We start from the raw sequence: 15,741 nt of genomic DNA, 5'->3' as shown, positions 1-15,741 counted from the left end.
GACGGCTGCTTTGCTAAACTATCGCCACTTTTAGAAGGAGCTGTTGATGTTAACCCAACTGAGCCGTGTTCTGAGTCGTCCTACCCTGCTGTTAAGCAGCCTGTTACTGTCATCTGCAGTGGTTGCAACCACCCCCGCAGCCAGCATTGAACAGGCCGTCAATAACAACCCTTTGCGCTCTGCCGCTAATGTTGCGCGCGACCAATATCGCAATCCGCTGCCGACACTGCAGTTTTTTGAGATAACGCCGCAAGCCACGGTGGTAGAAATTTCCCCGGGTGCCGGCTGGTATACCGAAATTCTGGCCCCGCTGCTGGCGGAAGAGGGTATTTATTACGCTGCCCATTTCCCGGCCAGCGCAGAAGGTTATGGCCAACGTAGCCGGCAGGCCTTTATTGAAAAGCTGGCCACCGATCCAGCCTACAGCAAAGTTAGGGTCACCGAGTTCGCTCCCCGTCCCGGCGTAGAAATTGCGCCTGCTGGCAGCGCAGATGTGGTGCTGACTTTCCGCAACCTGCACAACTGGTATATTGCCGGCGGTGAAGAAGCGATGTTGACCGCCTTTGCCCATTTTTATACCGCTTTAAAGCCTGGTGGTGTGCTCGGTATCGTCGAACACCGTTTACCTGAAAGTAAGCTTGACAGCGACTGGACCCGCAGCGGCTATATGCCGGAAAGTCTGACCATTAAACTGGCAGAACAGGCTGGCTTTACGCTGGAAGCGCGCAGTGAGATTAATGCGAACCCTAAAGATACGGCAGATCACCCTAACGGGGTCTGGACCTTGCCGCCTAGTCTGCGACTGGGTGATCAGGATCGGGAAAAATATTTGGCCATCGGTGAAAGTGACCGCATGACCCTGAAGTTTCGGAAACCTGCTACGCCCTGATGTCGGGCGTCCTGACTAAAAACGGAAAAACTGATGAAAGTAATGGTAATAGGTGGTGGTGGTCGCGAACATGCTCTGGCCTGGAAAGCGGCGCAATCGCCGCTGGTCACTCAGGTGTTTGTAGCACCGGGGAATGCTGGTACGGCACTGGAAAGCAATTTACATAATGTGGCCATTGCCGCAGATGATGTTGATGCCTTGCTGGCCTTTGCTCAGCAAGAGCAGATCGCGCTAACTATCGTTGGTCCGGAAGCGCCGCTGGCAAAAGGTGTGGTGGATAAATTCCGTGCCGCCGGACTGGCGATTTTCGGCCCAACTCAGGCAGCCGCGCAGTTGGAAAGCTCCAAAGCTTTTGCGAAGGACTTTTTAGCCCGGCATCAGATCCCAACCGCCGCTTACCAGAACTTTACTGACATTAGCGCTGCAAAAGACTATGTGCGCCGTTTAGGCACGCCTATCGTAATTAAAGCCGATGGTCTGGCCGCAGGCAAAGGTGTGATTATCGCCCAAACGGAAGCCGAAGCCTTTGCCGCGATCGACGATATGCTCAGTGGCAATAAATTTGGTGATGCCGGCAGCCGCGTAGTGATTGAAGAATTCCTGACCGGTGAAGAAGCGTCCTTTATCGTGATGGTTGATGGTCAACATGCGCTGGCCTTCGCCTCGTCACAGGATCATAAGGCCCGTGATAATGCTGACAAAGGGCCGAATACCGGTGGTATGGGCGCGTACTCGCCGGCACCAGTGGTTACCCCCCAAGTACACGACTGGGTAATGCAACAGGTGATTTATCCGACCGTCCGCGGTATGGCCGCCGAGGGTAATGTGTTTACCGGCTTCCTGTATGCCGGTCTGATGATTGCGCCGGATGGCTCGGCAAAAGTACTCGAATTTAACTGCCGCTTTGGCGATCCGGAAACGCAGCCGATTATGCTGCGGCTGCAGTCGGATCTGGTGGCGCTGTGTCAGGCTGCGGTGGACGGTAAACTGGATCAAATGCAGCTTGACTTCAATCCACAGGCCGCAGTGGGTGTGGTTCTGGCCGCTGGTGGTTATCCGGATACCTATGCTAAAGGCAAGGTTATTAGCGGGCTGGAACAAGCTGCGACCTTGCCGGGTAAAGTATTCCACGCCGGTACTGAACTGAAAGACGGTCAGGTGCTGACGAACGGTGGCCGGGTACTGTGTGCGACTGCGCTGGGTGATACTGTCACCGCCGCGCAACAAGCGGCTTATAAACTGGCGGCGGCGATTAGCTGGGAGCAGCTGTATTACCGCACCGACATTGGTTATCGGGCTGTGGCACGTGAACAGCAGCAATAACATTTAAACATTGGTGCAAAAGGTGCTGCGGCACCTTTTTTTATCGGACATCCAATATGTATAAATTTTTATGGCTTGTCGTTGCCGGCGCTTTAACAGCTGGCTGTCAACAGGCACCGCTGACTTGTCAGTCAGTAACACACAGTATTGCGCAAATTCAGGGCCAGGGTGAAGAAAGCCCGCTGCTTGGCAAAACAGTAACCATCCAGGGGATGGTGTTGGGCGTGGTATATGCCGATGGTCCTCTGCCCGGTCTGATGATACAGAGCCTGAGTCCGGATCAGGATCCGCTAACCGCCGAGGCCATTTTTGTTGCTTTAGCTAACGCGCAACAGTATCAAAGTGGTCAAATCCTACAACTAAGCGGCACGGTGGCAGAGGTTGAGCAGCTGACCAGCCTGATCGATGCCACAGTGCTCGATACCTGTGGCAGCGGCGAAACAAAGCCAGTAAGGCTGACCTTACCGCTGCCGCCAGAGCTGAGCTGGGAAGCTTACGAAGGGATGTGGCTGCGGATCGAGCAACCGCTGGTCGTGACCGACAGTTTTAATCTTGGCCGCTATGGCGAGCTGATGTTGGCCGATCAGCGCTTAATGGTTCCGACCCAGGTGGTAGCACCCGGTGCAGCGGCGCAGCAGCTGGCGGCGGACTATACCAGACGGAGCATCTTGCTGGATGATGGCAGCTATCGCCAGAATCCTGATCCGCTGCCCTATCCGGATCCCAGTCTTAGCGCTTATCAAACGCTGAGAGTGGGCGATCAGGTGTTAAACATTGAAGGTATTCTGCATCAGGATGAGCGCGGCTATCGTTTGCTGCCTACCGCCAAACCGACTTTTGTTAGCAACAACCCCAGACCTGAAGCGCCGGCAAAAACAGCAACCAATGAGCTACGCATAGCGAGCTACAATGTGCTGAACTTTTTTACCGGTCATGGCCAGGCTGAAGCCTTTCCAACCCGTCGTGGTGCCCGTAATCCGACTGAACTGCAGCGTCAACAGGAGAAACTGGTGGCCGCCCTGTTGGCGTTGGATGCGGATATTATCGGTTTGTTAGAACTGGAAAATAATGGCTATGCTGATGGCAGTGCCAGTGCGACCTTGCTGGCGGCGCTTAATGCGCGCAGTAGCGAACCTTACCAACAAGTGATCGCACCGGTAACCCCGGGCGGTGACGATATTAAAGTGGGTATTTTTTATCGCCCAAGTCGGGTTAGCGCCGAAGGGCAGGCGGCAACGCAAACGGCAGCCCCCTTTACCCGTCTGCATCGCCCGCCTCTGGCACAAAGTTTCCGTCATACTGCCTCGGGCGAACTGGTAACTGTCACCATTAATCATTTCAAATCCAAAGGTAGCTGCCCAAGGCGCGGCAGTAGCGATTATCTGTTACAACGCGATCAGGGGGATGGTCAGGCGTGCTGGAATGCCGCCCGGTTGGAAGCGGCGGCAGCAATGCACAGCTGGTTGGCAACTCAGCCAACCGGTGTGAATACCGACTATCAGGTGATTATGGGTGATTTTAATGCCTACCGGCAGGAAGATCCGATCCGCTGGTTTGAACAGCAGGGCTGGCAGTATCTGGACGATGGTAAAGCCGACTCTTACTCGTTCGTGTTTCGCGGCCAGAGTGGCTCGCTGGACCACCTGCTAACCACCCCGGCGCTGGCCGGAAAACTGGTGAGCTTTACACATTGGCCGATTAATGCCGATGAGCCAGTCCTACTGGATTACAGCACCCGCTTTAAACCGGCCAGTCAGCGAGAGCAATTATTTGCCCCGCTGCCCTATCGTTCCTCTGATCACGATCCGATCTTAGCGACCTTCCGCTTTTAAATACTCCCCAGTGCCAGCAGCATCAGGCTGATGGCACTGGCCATTGAGGCCAGCCAAATCAGGCTGCGCGCGGTTGCCCAGTCTAGCCAATAACAAAATAAGTACGCCACCCGACACGCGACAAAGCTCCAGGCTAACAACTGCATGGTGTCACTGACCTGCCCCACTGCGATCACCATCAATACTGCGACACTAAAGAACGCCAGCGCTTCAAAGCTATTGTAGTGCGCTGCCGTGCAGCGCTGACCGAAACCAGTGAGTTGGCTTTGTTGCTGCCGCGGATAATGGTTGTTGTAGCCACCGGCCCGCTGCATTGCCCAAACCAAAGGTAGCTTGGCCAGGTAAGGCAAAAAAGCAATAATCAATAGCGGCAATAAGATGCCAGACATGCGAATTTCTCCTGTTAGACGCTCTGTGATACCAGCTTGTACTCGGCACAGCTATTTCGGATCAACAAAAAGGCAGGTTGCGTAATGACCTCAGGATCCGCTAAGGTACTTTTCAGTTCAGCTTAAGGTATGCCTTATGTCACACAAAAATCCAATTATTGCCGTCACCGGTTCCTCCGGTGCCGGCACCACCACCACCAGTAATGCGTTTAAACATATTTTCCGTACCCTCGGCATCGACGCCGCCTTTGTTGAGGGCGATTGTTTTCACCGCTACAGCCGGCCAGAAATGGATGTGGCAGTGCGCAAAGCAAAGGAAGAGGGACGGCATATCAGCTACTTTGGCGCTGAAGCCAATGATTTTGGTGCGCTGGAAAACTTCTTTGCCAGCTATGCGGAAAATGGCACCGGCCGCATCCGTCATTACCTGCATACCTTTGACGAAGCCGTGCCCTATAATCAACTACCGGGTACCTTTACGCCCTGGCAAGACCTGCGGCCAAATACCGATCTGCTGTTTTACGAAGGCTTACATGGCGCCGCAGTGACAGAACAACATAATGTCGCCCAGCATGTCGACTTGCTGATTGGTATGGTGCCGATCGTCAATCTGGAATGGATTCAGAAAATTATCCGCGATACGTCGGAACGCGGCCACAGCCGCGAAGCTGTACAAGCCAGCATAGTACGCAGTATGGAAGATTACTTTAACCATATTACACCGCAGTTCTCGCGCACTCATATCAACTTTCAGCGGGTACCCACCGTTGATACCTCAAACCCGTTCAGTGCCAAAGACATCCCGTCATTGGATGAAAGCTTTGTGGTGATCCGTTTTCGCGGTATCAAACATGTAGATTTCCCGTACTATCTGCAAATGATTGACGGTGCCTTTATGTCGCGGGTTAACACTTTGGTCGTGCCCGGAGGCAAGATGGGGCTGGCGATGGAGCTGATCCTAACGCCACTGATTGAAGCACTGATGCAGAAAAGACGGGAAGCCCGCGGCCAGGGCTCATTGTTTAATATTTAAATCTTAAAAATAGAACAGCCAGCATAACGCTGGCTGTCAGGCGGTAAGCTAATACCGTTATTTCACTTCAGGCAGATTACGACCGTAAAAGATTTCTTTGATTTCACGAAATACTTTTTTCGTGATTTGCTTCTGCTCTTCCGGCGTCATCGAGTCGGTACCCATACCAAACAGGTAATTATTTAAATCCCCTTCTTTTAGCATCATCTTGGTATGGAACAGGTTTTCCTGATAGACGTTAACGTCGATCATCTGGAACGCTTTCTTCGTGTCTTCATCCATAAAGTTCTGGATTGAGGTAATCGGATGATCGATATAATGCTTAGTACCACTGACATCGCGGGTAAAACCCCGTACCCGATAGTCAATTGTCACCACATCCGATTCAAAACTGTGGATCAGAAAATTCAGCGCCTTTAATGGTGAAATAATACCGCAGGTAGATACTTCGATATCCGCGCGGAAAGTACAGATGCCATCATGCGGGTGCACTTCCGGGTAGGTATGAACACAAATATGACTTTTATCCAGATGCGCCACTACGGCATCCGGCCGCGGCCCGGGGTTTTCTGAATTATCCGGATCGATTAATACCGGCTCTTCACTAACCAGAATGGTGACGCTGGCACCTTGCGGATCATAGTCCTGCCGGGCGATATTCAATATATTGGCGCCGATAATATCCACCACTTCAGTCAGGATATCAGTCAGGCGATCCGCATTGTATTGCTCATCAATATATTCAATATATTCCTGCCGATGCTGTTCGGTTTTGGCATAACAGATATCGTACAGACTAAAACTTAAACTCTTGGTCAGGTTATTAAAACCATGTAGTTTCAGTTTTTCAAAAGGCTTAACCAATTTCTTTGCTCTCCGCTAACGACGCACCAGACGCCGCAGTTAACTTTCAGCCTGACCTTGCAGTCACCCTAATTATTCAGCCTGTTTAATGCTGAACGAATGCGTTACTTTGACACTTTGAGCCAGCATGATCGATACAGAGCAATATTTTTCAGCAGACAGATTAACGGCCCGCTCAACCTGCTTTTCACTGACATCTGTACCTGTTACCACAAAATGCAAATGCAGTTTGGTAAAGACTTTAGGTACCGTCTCTGCCCGTTCGGCCGAGAGCTGTACTTCACAGTGCTGCACCTGTTGCCGGGCTTTTTGCAAAATCCCGACCACATCCACCGAGGAGCAGGCCCCAGCAGACATTAACAGCATTTCCATTGGCGTTGGAGCGGTATTACTGTCGCGGTCGGCATCAAACACCACGGCATGACCGCTACCAGAGCGCCCCAGAAAAGTCAGATTATTTACCCAGCTTACGGTTGCTTCCATCAGACTGACCCCAGCTCAATTTTAAGGCTGAGTATTCTACGGAAAAGTGGGCAGACAGGCCAGCAAAATTATCCCCGTCAGCAAGAGGCGTCAGCGACGATACGGCTTAGTCAAATAACGCGGCAATGGCGTTATCGAACAGATTTTTGATTAATAACGCGATCTCATAGATCAGATCTTGTTGCGGTTGGGTAGCCGGTTTATCCAGCACCGAAGAAAGGATTTCCTGAAAGTCATACATAATACCATCGACTTCGCGGATTATCAGCGAGCGGTGGTTGGTTTCCAGTTCGGTATGTTGGGTACAGAGAGCGATAATTTGTTCAGCGATTTTTTCTTCCAGCAACACACCTATGGTTTTACCACTGTCTGCCGCCGGCCCGGTTGCAGTAAAGAGTGCCAGATGTTCAGTTAGAAACTGGATCAGGTGTTCATATCCGGGTTTATCAATAACCATAGTGTACCTGTGCACCACTGACTGAAAAGCGACTGCCGGATAACTTGCCCGAACAGCGAAAGGTTTTCAATCATTTAAGCAAATATTTGCCTGGAAAACAAATCGGAGCCGTAGCTCCGATTTATCCGTGGTTAAAACTGTAAGCCGGGTGACAATTGTTCCGGCAGCACCACTTGCTCCAGCTCGACGGACGCCACCGGGTACGCACAGTAATCGGCAGCATAGTAGGCACTGGCGCGGTGGTTACCGCTCTTACCGATCCCTCCAAAGGGTGCCGCTGAGCTGGCGCCGGTAATAGGCCGGTTCCAGTTTACGATACCAGCGCGGATCCGCTTATAAAAATGCTGGTATAGCTCATAGCTGTCGCTCAGTAAGCCGGCGGATAAACCAAAGCTGGTGTTATTGGCTGCGGCTATGGCCTGATCAAAGTCGCTGAAGCGGAACACTTTTAACAGCGGGCCAAAATGCTCTTCATCCGGGAATTCGCTAATGGCAGAGCATTCGATAATACCTGGCGTCACCAGGGCTTTTGCCGGGTCCAGCTGCCGCAGCTCCAGTAATACTTTACCACCCAATGCCACCAGCTGCTGCTGGGCCTTGAGCATACTTTGCGCCGCGGCGACGGAAATCATCGCGCCCATAAATGGCTGGGGCTGTGCATCGTATTCACCCACCAGGATCTTGCTACTGACGTCCAGTAACCGCGCCAAAATCGCATCCCCTTCCGCATTGGCCGGCAGATAAAGCTTACGGGCACAGGTACAACGCTGACCAGAGGTAATAAAGGCCGACTGAATAATGTCATGTACTGCAGCATCAATATTGGCCACGTCCTTGACCAATAACGGGTTATTCCCGCCCATTTCCAGCGCCAGAATTTTCTCTGGCCGGCCAGCAAATTGTTGATGCAGATAATGACCGGTGCGCGAGCTACCGGTAAAGAATAAACCATCAATTCCGTCATCACTGGCCAGGGCTTTACCGGTTTCAACCTCTCCCTGTACCAGGTTAATCACCCCGGCCGGGATACCCGCTTCCTGCCAAATTTTCACCGTCAGCTCCGCCACCTTTGGTGTCAGCTCTGAGGGTTTAAATACTACGGTATTACCAGCCAGCAGTGCCGGCACTATATGGCCGTTCGGTAAGTGGCCAGGGAAATTATAAGGGCCAAATACCGCCACCACGCCATGCGGTTTGTGGCGAACAAAAGCTCGGCCCTGCGGCATCGGATTCTCTTTAGTGCCGGTACGCTCCTCATAGGCGCGCACCGAGATATCAATTTTGCCGATCATAGCGGTGACTTCAGTACGGCTTTCCCACAGGGCTTTACCGGTATCTTCGGCAATGCAGGCAGCCAGCGCTTCTTTATGCTGGTTTAATAATTCGGCAAAGCGTTTTACGATACTTACCCGCTGTTCGAAACTCATATCAGCCCAAGCGTACTGTGCGTTACGCGCGGCAGCAACCGCCGCCGCAACTTGCTCACTACCCGCTGCCTGCCCTTGCCAGATCAGCTGATTTTTTGCCGGATCAACCGACTGCATTGGCTTGCCAGTACCGGCCAGCCACTGGCCATTAATAAACTGCACTGCCTGATTCATCTGCTACTCCTGTGTTAGATTTTGCTCACCCGCACCCAGTCGTCAGCACTGACATTCAGTGCCGTTGCCAACGCAGGCGGGATGATAATATAGTCTTGCTCTGCCATCAGATTCAGTTCGGCCCAGCAGGCTCTGAAACCAGCGAGCGAAGTATTACTAATTAAACACGGCTCACCACCGCTTACCTCGCCGATGCGCACCTGAAAACGTTTGCTGTCCCGAACCGTGCGCACTTGCTCTACCCGGGCCTCGACCGTCGGGCCAGCGTCAAAAATATCCACATAGCCGCGACAGGCGAAACCCTCAGACTCCAGTAACGCCAGAGCGGGGCGAGTTTGCTCATGGACTTTGCCAATCACTTGCTGCGCAGCTTTACTCAGTAAACTGACATAGATTGGATATTTTGGCATCAGCTCTGCGATAAACTCTTTCTGACCGATACCGGTCAGATAGTCAGCGGTTGGAAAATCCAGCGCAAAGAAGTTTTCCTGTAGCCATTGCCAGAACGGTGAATTACCCTGGCTATCGGACACGCCGCGTAGCTCGGCAATCACCTTATCGGCGAAGCGCTGCTGGAACTCAGCCAGAAATAAAAAGCGCATCTTCGATAACAAACGACCATTGTGCTTTTGTCGGTATGGCGTGCGTAAAAACAGTGTGCAGAGCTCACTGACGCCAGTGTAATCATTGCATAACGTCAGGATATCTACTGTCTTGTAAACACCCAGCGAGCGCGAGCTGTGAACCACCTTGCCAAGATGATAATGGTAGAAGGCATCATCCAAACCGACTGCTGCCTCCAGTGCGCTGGTACCGCAGATCTGTCCGGTGACACTGTCTTCCAGTACAAACAGATAGCCTTCATCGCCGGGACTGGTTACCGCTTTGGCAAAGGACGCTTCAGAGCGGCTAATCTTACGCATTAGCAGCTCTTCATTTACCGGCAGCGAGGTAAAGCCGTGCCCGGATTCCACTGCCATCTGATACAGCGCCGGGTAATCATTCGCTCGGATCGGGCGAATTAACATCATTGTCGCTTACTCCATTATTGCTTTATATCCAGTTGCGCTGCAGCAAGTGACCTCGCTGCGTGCCCACTGTTGGATACCAATTTGCTTGCTTTAAAAAGAATCGGCTCATGGCAGAGTCTGAACTCTGCCGGCTCCGGTGTTCTTGTTGACACCTTAGGAGCCTTTGATATTAAGCGCTGGTAACCTGCTGCACCGCGGCTTCAAAGCGGCGCATCCCCTCGCGGATTTCTTCTTCGGTAATCACCAGCGACGGCGCAAACCGCACTACGTCAGTACCGGCAACCAGGGCAAATAAGCCTTGTTCTGCTGCTGCCAGGAAGAAGTCGCGCGAGCGGCCTTTATATTTTTCATTTAACACTGCACCCAGCAGCATACCTTTACCACGAACTTCACTAAACACCTGATATTTAGCGTTAATCGCTTGCAGGCATTCGCGGAAAATCTGTTCGTTTTTCAGCACACCGTTTAATACTTCCGGCGTATTGATGGTATCAATAGCAGCTTCAGCAACCGCGCAGGCCAGCGGGTTCCCGCCGTAGGTGCTGCCATGGGTACCGACTTTCAGATGCGCAGCAATCGCTGTCGTGGTTAACATAGCGCCAACCGGGAAACCGCCGCCTAACGACTTGGCACTGGTCAGAATATCCGGCGTCACACCATAGTTCATATAGGCATACAGTTTACCGGTACGGCCGACACCCGTTTGTACTTCATCCATCACCAGTAACGCCTTGTACTGGTCACATAACTGGCGTAAGCCTGTTAAGAATTCGGCATCGCCCGGAATAATGCCGCCCTCACCCTGGATCGGCTCTACCACTATGGCGCAGGTTTTATCAGAGATCAGCGCTTTTACACTGTCCAGATTATTAAATTCGGCATGTAGCACCGCGCCTGGCTTAGGACCAAAACCATCAGAATACGACGCCTGACCACCAACGGTGACCGTAAAGAAAGTCCGGCCATGGAAACTCTTAGCAAAAGAGATAATCTCGTTTTTATGCTCGCCATGGGTATCCAGCGCCCAGCGCCGAGCCAGTTTAAACGCGGCTTCGTTGGCTTCGGCGCCTGAGTTACAGAAATAAACTTTCTCAGCAAAGGTTTGGTCAACCAGCTTTTTCGCTAAACGCAGTGCCGGCTCATTGGTTAACACGTTGCTCAGGTGCCATAACTTGTCGGCCTGGGTTTTCAGCGCATTGACCAGTGCCGGATGACAATGCCCCAAACTGCTAACTGCGATACCACCAGCAAAGTCGATATATTCACGACCTTCCTGATCCCAGACGCGGGCACCCTGGCCCTTTACCGGGATCAATTTTGCCGGAGCGTAGTTGGGTACCATTACTTCATCAAACAGCGCTCTGGTTACCTGAATATCAGCAGTCATGTTGTGTTGTCCTCTTATTTTACTGGCGGGTACAAATGCATTAGTGAGCCATTTCGGATGGCCTTAACTGCATTATTACAGATTTAAATAGTGTTGTCTTGCCCGGAAAAAGCGGCGCAGCCCTGAAAAAACAAGGGCTGCAGATAGATTTGCATAGGATTTGAATAACTAAGCGGCAGCCTGATGCTAGCTTGGACAACCTAATGCTGGCTTAACGCAAGCGGCATCAGCCATGCAGCCCACTGGTCCACTTTTCACGTTCAGCTTAAGCAGTCACTGCTAAAAAATTCGCCAACATGGTCCGACCATGCTCAGTAAGGATGGCTTCCGGGTGAAATTGCACGCCATGTAGCTGTAACTCTGGCAGCCACAACCCCATCAGGTCGCGCCAGCCATCTGCTTCCGGCGCGGTGTAAGCGGTTCGGACAACCTGTGAGGGTAAGGTATCCGCCGCCACCACCAGGGAATGATAGCGGGTAACGCTCAACGGACTGGGCAAGCTGGCAAAAACCGATTGCTGTTGATGCTCAAGCATTGAGTTTTTACCATGCATCACCTGGCGCGCCCGAATGACCTTAGCGCCCAGTACTTGTGCTATCGCCTGATGCCCAAGGCAAACACCGAGAATTGGCATTTTGCCGGCAAAGTGTTCAATCGCCGCCAAACTGATCCCCGCCTGATCCGGGGTACCCGGGCCCGGTGAAATCACCAGATAGTCAGGTGCTAATTGCCGGATTTGCGTTAAGCTCAGCTCATCATTACGCTTTACCAATACCTGCTGCCCCAACGCCTGAAAATACTGCACCAGATTCCAGGTAAAGGAGTCATAGTTATCAATCATCAATAACATAGCGCGGACCTGTAGCGGCTACTCATGGTGGGCGGCCCGGCGCAGACGATCCTGTACCGCTTCCCAGCCAGGACTGTGTGGCGGTTGCTCAACCAGAATTTCAGCAACGCCCTGTTGATCGGCTAAAAACAGCTGATGATAAAGCTGCTGCGCATAGCCGGCTGCTGTCGCCGGCAATTGTTGTTGATAGGCCGCGTTGGTCACTGGCAAGGCCGAATAATAAAGCACCGCTCGACGTGCATTACTGCTGGCGAGGCGCGCCAACAATGCCTCCGGCGCTAACAGATAAACGGGAGTATTGGGCTGATAATGGGCACCGACATTCCCTGAAACCTTTACCTGATGTTGTAGCGGCGTCGTGACACGGCATCCTAACACCTGTTCCAGTTGTGTCGCGCTAATCGGCCCACTGCGGAGGATTTGGATTTGCTCACCCGTCAGATCGACAATGGTCGACTCCAGACCATGTTGGCAAGGACCACCATCTAACACCGCAGCAACTTTCCCGGCCATGCCATGCAGCACCTGGCTGGCACGGGTTGGGCTGAGCTTTTTATAAGGGTTGGCGGAAGGTGCCGCTACCGCAAGCCTGGCTTGTTGCAGTAAGGCCAGCAGGGCGGGATGGGCCGGCATACGAATACCAATGGTCTCTAAGCCGCCAGTGACGACCGGACTCACATCAGGTGCCTTATGTAACAACAGGGTAAGTGGCCCCGGCCAGAACGCGGCTGCCAATTGATATGCTGTGGCCGGGATCTTAATAGCGAACTGCTCCAGCATCGCCAGATCCGGGATGTGGACAATCAACGGATGATCCGCGGGCCGCCCCTTGGCCTGAAAAATTTTTGCCACGGCAGTCGGATCTGCCGCATTGGCCGCTAAACCATATACCGTTTCAGTGGGCACAGCCACCAAAGCGCCCTGCTGTAATAAGGCTGCAGCCCGGTTCAGATCCGCTGGCTTATCGGCAGCTAATAACTCTGTGTTCATCTGGTACTCTGTTTATGGCCAACCCTGCTTATGGGTCAGCCTGTTATCGGTTGCACCGTCTATGGATTACAGTACTGGCAATAGGCAGGATCGGCATAGCCGCCGCTGTGTAACTGGTCTTGCTGGTAATCACAGCGTTGACAGCTGGCGCGATGGCCTCTCGCCTGTTGCGTAGGTTGACCACAATCAGCACAAGGCAATCCGCTTAACGCTTGCTCTGGCCAAAACCCCGGGGTCTGGCAATGCGGACAGCGTCGCTGTAACCGTTGGTACAAATTTTCTGCCGCTAACCGGATCACCTGTTGCCGCTCTGGGCTACAATGCGCCCGCAGATCATATTCCAATTGCACCGGGCCGGCATCCAGCCAGTCAACGCAGTGCCGCCGGGCTTGCGCAACGCTCAATGCTTTGGCCAGTCGCGGGCCCTGTTTGACCAACAATAACTGCTGATTAGGCAGCGTAGGCAATATCGTTTCCAGTTCGGTAGCTGCCGTTACTTGCCAGCTGCGGGCAGTGCAAAGTTGCTGCGCTCGCGCCGTAACCGCCCAGCCCTCATCAAGATGGACACAGCACAACAATTCCTGATTTAAGGTACCCAAACCGTAAGGACCGGCCGTAAAGCTACCCTCACTGCCGATACCGATGGCAGTCCCTGCCAGCTCGGCGGCAATGGCCGCTTTGCGTAACGCGCACTCAGCGGCAGTCATAAAACGTGGCTGCTCGCCGGCAAAACTGCCCAATAAATCAGTATCAAAACCCGTTACGCCAAAAACCTGCCAACCCAGCGGAGCTAAAGCGTCAACCAGTAGCGGTACCTTGCCATGTTGGGTTAAAAAAGCGACCGGCTGCATCTGGCGCGGCTCCAAGCTAACCGGGCTGCTTAAGGTGCAACAAAACCCACCGCAGTATTCACTGCGGCCAGGGTACGGCTGGCATGTTCACGTGCTTTGGCGGCACCTTCCCGCATCACTTGCTGCATCAGTGTCTGGTCAGCACGGATTTCACGGAAGCTTTGTTGCACCGGCTCCAGCAAGCTGATGACGGCATCCGCAACGTCGCCTTTTAAATGGCCATACATCTTACCCTCGTATTCCGCCTCCAGCGCGGCCACCGTTTTGCCCGTCACACCACTTAAGATATTCAGCAAATTGGCAACACCGGGTTTGTTGTCCAAATCAAAATACACCCGCGGTGGATCTTCGGAGTCGGTAATGGCTTTTTTGAACTTTTTGCTGATCATCTTCGGATCTTCCAGCAAGCCAACGAAATTCCACGGGTTCTCATCCGATTTCGACATCTTCTTGGTGGGTTCCTGCAGGCTCATTACCCGGGCTGCCACCTGGGGAATAAAGGGCTCTGGTACAGTGAATACCTCGCCATGCAGCGCATTAAAGCGCAAGGCCACATCACGCGCCAATTCCAGGTGCTGCTTCTGATCATGACCTACCGGTACCTGATTTGCCTGATACAGCAGAATATCGGCAGCCATCAGCACCGGGTAGGTAAAGAGGCCGGCGTTGACATTGTTATTGTGTCGCTCTGACTTGTCTTTAAATTGCGTCATCCGACTTAGCTCACCGAACTGAGTATAGCAATTCAATACCCAAGCCAGTTGACTATGCTCCGGCACGTGCGATTGCATAAACACCGCCGAGCGCTTGGGATCAATGCCACAAGCCAAATACAACGCCAGGCTGTCCAGTGAAGCACTGTGCAGGGCAGCAGGATCTTGACGTACGGTAATCGCATGTAAATCAACAATGCAGTATAAACAGTTGTAGTCGTCCTGCATCTGATCCCACTGCCGCAGCGCGCCCAGATAGTTACCGATGGTCAATTGTCCGGACGGCTGGGCGCCACTGAGTACTATGGGTTTACGGCTCATGCTGTGCAAAGTCCTGTGTTAAGTTCAAAAAAAAGACCGCTATTATACATTAACCCGTTACCGCTGCCAGTTGCTGGCGCATCTGGGCGATCGTTGCTGCATAATCCGGACTGTTAAAAATTGCAGAACCGGCAACAAACATATCCGCCCCGGCGGCAGCAATTTCGGCAATATTGGCTACCGTGACACCGCCATCAATCTCTAAACGGATCGGCAAACCACTGCTATCAATTAAATGCCGCGCCGCCTGCAGTTTGTCTAAAGTTGCCGGAATAAACTTTTGGCCACCAAAACCAGGGTTCACTGACATCAGCAAAATCACATCGACCTTATCCAGCACATAGTCAAGATAACTTAGCGGTGTCGCCGGGTTAAATACCAGGCCAGCCTGACAACCCTGATCTTTAATCAGCTGCAAGGTACGGTCGACATGGCGCGACGCCTCAGGATGGAAAGTAATAATGCTGGCCCCGGCTTTGGCAAATTGCGGCACCAAGCTGTCCACCGGTTCGACCATCAGATGCACATCAATCGGTGCGGTAATACCGTAGTTACGCAAAGCCTGACACACCATCGGACCTATCGTCAGATTAGGCACATAATGGTTATCCATCACATCAAAATGCACGACATCGGCGCCTGCCGCCAGCACCTTGCTGACATCCTCGCCCAAACGGGCAAAATCGGCGGATAAAATAGAAGGCGCAATTAAATAAGGTTGCATAGC

The 15,741-nt window shown here is 52.6% G+C and carries 16 protein-coding genes; 4 read left to right on the top strand and 12 right to left on the bottom strand.

Annotated features, from left to right (window positions below):
- Positions 1–46 precede the first annotated feature (46 nt).
- From AGRI_RS14430 to AGRI_RS14420, 3 genes are read left to right on the top strand one after another with little or no spacing between them, the layout of a single operon-like run.
- Positions 47–889, top strand: a complete 843-nt coding sequence (locus AGRI_RS14430; RefSeq protein WP_008985625.1) for a class I SAM-dependent methyltransferase — start codon at positions 47–49, stop codon at positions 887–889.
- Positions 890–922: 33 nt separating this feature from the next.
- On the top strand, positions 923–2,212 hold the full coding sequence (gene purD / locus AGRI_RS14425) for a phosphoribosylamine--glycine ligase (RefSeq protein WP_008985624.1): 1,290 nt from the start codon (positions 923–925) through the stop codon (positions 2,210–2,212).
- 56 nt (positions 2,213–2,268) lie between these two features.
- Positions 2,269–4,044, top strand: coding sequence for an ExeM/NucH family extracellular endonuclease (locus AGRI_RS14420; protein ID WP_008985623.1), 1,776 nt, complete (start codon positions 2,269–2,271; stop codon positions 4,042–4,044).
- Here AGRI_RS14420 and AGRI_RS14415 read toward each other — a convergent pair.
- On the bottom strand, positions 4,041–4,433 hold the full coding sequence (locus AGRI_RS14415) for an MAPEG family protein (RefSeq protein ID WP_008985622.1): 393 nt from the start codon (positions 4,431–4,433) through the stop codon (positions 4,041–4,043). The two genes, AGRI_RS14420 and AGRI_RS14415, sit on opposite strands and share 4 nt — an antisense overlap.
- 136 nt (positions 4,434–4,569) lie before the next feature.
- Here AGRI_RS14415 and AGRI_RS14410 point away from each other — a divergent pair, with 136 nt between their 5' ends.
- The gene (locus tag AGRI_RS14410) at positions 4,570–5,466 is read left to right on the top strand and encodes a phosphoribulokinase (RefSeq protein ID WP_008985621.1); all 897 of its coding nucleotides are present in this window, start codon (positions 4,570–4,572) and stop codon (positions 5,464–5,466) included.
- Between the two features lie 57 nt (positions 5,467–5,523).
- Here the strand turns inward: AGRI_RS14410 and speD are convergent, their stop codons facing one another.
- The 11 genes from speD to rpe form a co-directional block, all read right to left on the bottom strand.
- Positions 5,524–6,330: an adenosylmethionine decarboxylase gene (speD, locus tag AGRI_RS14405; protein WP_008985620.1), complete on the bottom strand. Its 807-nt coding sequence runs from the start codon at positions 6,328–6,330 to the stop codon at positions 5,524–5,526.
- 72 nt (positions 6,331–6,402) lie between these two features.
- Entirely contained in the window at positions 6,403–6,813 is a 411-nt protein-coding gene (locus AGRI_RS14400) for an OsmC family protein (protein WP_008985619.1), read from the bottom strand.
- Between the two features lie 106 nt (positions 6,814–6,919).
- The gene (locus tag AGRI_RS14395; protein WP_008985618.1) at positions 6,920–7,270 is read right to left on the bottom strand and encodes a DUF3802 family protein; all 351 of its coding nucleotides are present in this window, start codon (positions 7,268–7,270) and stop codon (positions 6,920–6,922) included.
- Positions 7,271–7,401: 131 nt separating this feature from the next.
- The gene (astD, locus tag AGRI_RS14390) at positions 7,402–8,871 is read right to left on the bottom strand and encodes a succinylglutamate-semialdehyde dehydrogenase (protein WP_008985617.1); all 1,470 of its coding nucleotides are present in this window, start codon (positions 8,869–8,871) and stop codon (positions 7,402–7,404) included.
- A gap of 14 nt (positions 8,872–8,885) precedes the next feature.
- Positions 8,886–9,902, bottom strand: a complete 1,017-nt coding sequence (gene astA, locus AGRI_RS14385; RefSeq protein ID WP_008985616.1) for an arginine N-succinyltransferase — start codon at positions 9,900–9,902, stop codon at positions 8,886–8,888.
- Positions 9,903–10,071: 169 nt separating this feature from the next.
- Entirely contained in the window at positions 10,072–11,289 is a 1,218-nt protein-coding gene (locus AGRI_RS14380) for an aspartate aminotransferase family protein (protein WP_008985615.1), read from the bottom strand.
- Positions 11,290–11,554: 265 nt separating this feature from the next.
- Positions 11,555–12,139 carry an anthranilate synthase component II gene (locus AGRI_RS14375; protein ID WP_008985614.1) on the bottom strand — a complete coding sequence of 195 codons (585 nt, stop codon included), beginning with the start codon at positions 12,137–12,139 and terminating at the stop codon, positions 11,555–11,557.
- Between the two features lie 18 nt (positions 12,140–12,157).
- Complete coding sequence (locus AGRI_RS14370; protein WP_008985613.1) at positions 12,158–13,129, bottom strand: L-threonylcarbamoyladenylate synthase; 972 nt, start codon at positions 13,127–13,129, stop codon at positions 12,158–12,160.
- A gap of 59 nt (positions 13,130–13,188) precedes the next feature.
- Complete coding sequence (locus AGRI_RS14365; RefSeq protein WP_008985612.1) at positions 13,189–13,980, bottom strand: DUF6671 family protein; 792 nt, start codon at positions 13,978–13,980, stop codon at positions 13,189–13,191.
- A 29-nt stretch (positions 13,981–14,009) separates the two neighbouring features.
- Entirely contained in the window at positions 14,010–15,014 is a 1,005-nt protein-coding gene (gene trpS / locus AGRI_RS14360; protein ID WP_008985611.1) for a tryptophan--tRNA ligase, read from the bottom strand.
- A 49-nt stretch (positions 15,015–15,063) separates the two neighbouring features.
- Entirely contained in the window at positions 15,064–15,738 is a 675-nt protein-coding gene (gene rpe, locus AGRI_RS14355; RefSeq protein ID WP_008985610.1) for a ribulose-phosphate 3-epimerase, read from the bottom strand.
- Positions 15,739–15,741 lie beyond the last annotated feature (3 nt).

It is taken from the genome of Alishewanella agri BL06, assembly GCF_000272005.1.
Taxonomy (GTDB): domain Bacteria; phylum Pseudomonadota; class Gammaproteobacteria; order Enterobacterales; family Alteromonadaceae; genus Alishewanella; species Alishewanella agri.
Note: the sequence above shows the minus strand (reverse complement) of the source record. Positions and strands in the feature narration are given on the sequence as shown.

Coding starts and splice junctions, on each gene's coding strand:
- AGRI_RS14430 (WP_008985625.1), top strand. CDS start 47: ATGTTAACCCAACTGAGCCGTGTTCTGAGTCGTCCTACCCTGCTGTTA.
- purD (WP_008985624.1), top strand. CDS start 923: ATGAAAGTAATGGTAATAGGTGGTGGTGGTCGCGAACATGCTCTGGCC.
- AGRI_RS14420 (WP_008985623.1), top strand. CDS start 2,269: ATGTATAAATTTTTATGGCTTGTCGTTGCCGGCGCTTTAACAGCTGGC.
- AGRI_RS14415 (WP_008985622.1), bottom strand. CDS start 4,433: ATGTCTGGCATCTTATTGCCGCTATTGATTATTGCTTTTTTGCCTTAC.
- AGRI_RS14410 (WP_008985621.1), top strand. CDS start 4,570: ATGTCACACAAAAATCCAATTATTGCCGTCACCGGTTCCTCCGGTGCC.
- AGRI_RS14400 (WP_008985619.1), bottom strand. CDS start 6,813: ATGGAAGCAACCGTAAGCTGGGTAAATAATCTGACTTTTCTGGGGCGC.
- AGRI_RS14395 (WP_008985618.1), bottom strand. CDS start 7,270: ATGGTTATTGATAAACCCGGATATGAACACCTGATCCAGTTTCTAACT.
- astD (WP_008985617.1), bottom strand. CDS start 8,871: ATGAATCAGGCAGTGCAGTTTATTAATGGCCAGTGGCTGGCCGGTACT.
- astA (WP_008985616.1), bottom strand. CDS start 9,902: ATGATGTTAATTCGCCCGATCCGAGCGAATGATTACCCGGCGCTGTAT.
- AGRI_RS14380 (WP_008985615.1), bottom strand. CDS start 11,289: ATGACTGCTGATATTCAGGTAACCAGAGCGCTGTTTGATGAAGTAATG.
- AGRI_RS14375 (WP_008985614.1), bottom strand. CDS start 12,139: ATGTTATTGATGATTGATAACTATGACTCCTTTACCTGGAATCTGGTG.
- AGRI_RS14370 (WP_008985613.1), bottom strand. CDS start 13,129: ATGAACACAGAGTTATTAGCTGCCGATAAGCCAGCGGATCTGAACCGG.
- AGRI_RS14365 (WP_008985612.1), bottom strand. CDS start 13,980: ATGCAGCCGGTCGCTTTTTTAACCCAACATGGCAAGGTACCGCTACTG.
- trpS (WP_008985611.1), bottom strand. CDS start 15,014: ATGAGCCGTAAACCCATAGTACTCAGTGGCGCCCAGCCGTCCGGACAA.
- rpe (WP_008985610.1), bottom strand. CDS start 15,738: ATGCAACCTTATTTAATTGCGCCTTCTATTTTATCCGCCGATTTTGCC.